1 pseudogene is annotated in these 710 nt (G+C 30.7%); it reads right to left on the bottom strand.

The features are described 5' to 3' along the window. Positions 1-710, bottom strand: a pseudogene (locus CCZ01_RS10610) (hypothetical protein); the annotation flags it as partial.

The following is a 710-nucleotide window of genomic DNA, read 5'->3' as shown; positions in this document are numbered from 1 at the left end:
AGCCTCTATATTGTCTTTAAATCTAGTCCTTAAACTTTTCTCTTCATCATGGAAGGATTCAAAGTCTAAGGGTTTTTTAAGATGATTAGGGGTAGAATCGCCCTTGAAAGTTGGAGCATTACTTGGCTTGGCAGGATAAGTGACTACTCCAGAAGCCCCTGCTATAACTTCTTCGCTATTCGCTATATCATTTATAACTTTCCTAATGTTTGTTGTTGGAATTCCTGTGATGATTGTCTTATCGCTATTTTCAGTGATAGCAATGTAATATAAATCTTTATTATCTTTATGTTGAAAAGCTTTAATATACTCTGTTCTAGGCTGATTCTTAGAAAGAATTTTAAGAGTAATATTTGGTTGTTCTCTTGTAAGATTGAAAAGTTTTAAGTATTGCTCTCTGTGTTTTCTATCTTCTTTATCGCTAAAATGCTTTAAAACATTTACAAAAGCTTCACTATCAATAACCACATCATTAGGAATTTGTTCAGGGATAATTTGCTTGAGACTTAAAATAGCTTCTTGTTTTCTTTTATCTAATTCTTGAAATATCGGATTTTTTGCAAAGTTATCCACCGCATTTATTGTTTTTTTCTTTATAAAATTATTTGTAGCTTCCTCTGCATAATCAAATAAATTCTTAGGTTCTATTTTTGTCTGTTTTAGCTTTTTTCTCTGCTTTTTTAAGCCTTCTTTTGTTGTATGCGTAATTT

Source organism: Helicobacter monodelphidis, from assembly GCF_003288845.1.
In the GTDB taxonomy this organism is placed as follows: domain Bacteria; phylum Campylobacterota; class Campylobacteria; order Campylobacterales; family Helicobacteraceae; genus NHYN01.
This window is presented reverse-complemented; position numbering and strand designations above follow the sequence as displayed.